This window comes from Novosphingobium beihaiense (assembly GCF_022832375.1).
Lineage (GTDB): Bacteria > Pseudomonadota > Alphaproteobacteria > Sphingomonadales > Sphingomonadaceae > Novosphingobium > Novosphingobium beihaiensis.
This window is the reverse complement of record NZ_JALHLG010000094.1, coordinates 1-332: the sequence shown is the minus strand read 5'-3', so window position 1 is coordinate 332 and position 332 is coordinate 1. Positions and strand designations below refer to the sequence as shown.

Annotated in this window: 1 pseudogene; it reads left to right on the top strand. The window is 62.0% G+C overall.

What is annotated here, in order from left to right:
• A pseudogene (locus MTR66_RS21075) lies at positions 1-332 on the top strand (transposase); the annotation flags it as partial.

Here is a 332-nt window from a genome sequence, read left to right as displayed (position 1 = left end):
ATGGATAGCGGAGACCTGAGCGACGCAGAATGGGAATTGATAGGACCGCTGCTTCCGTCCGAGCGCGGCAGGCATGCCCGTCCTGCGGGTTGGCTGCCCCTGGCGCGACATGCATGAACGATACGGCAAGTGGAATTCTGTCTACGTCCGGTTCCGGCGCTGGGCTGAACAAGGTGTCTGGGATGCCATGCTGCAAACCCTGGTCGATCTCGGCCTGACCGACGACTGGCAGTACATGATCGATAGCACCACGGTTCGCGGCCATGTCTCGGTAGTGGGCGGAAAAGGGGGGGGCTTGTGCGCAGGCTTTTGGCCGATCACGCGGCGGCTTT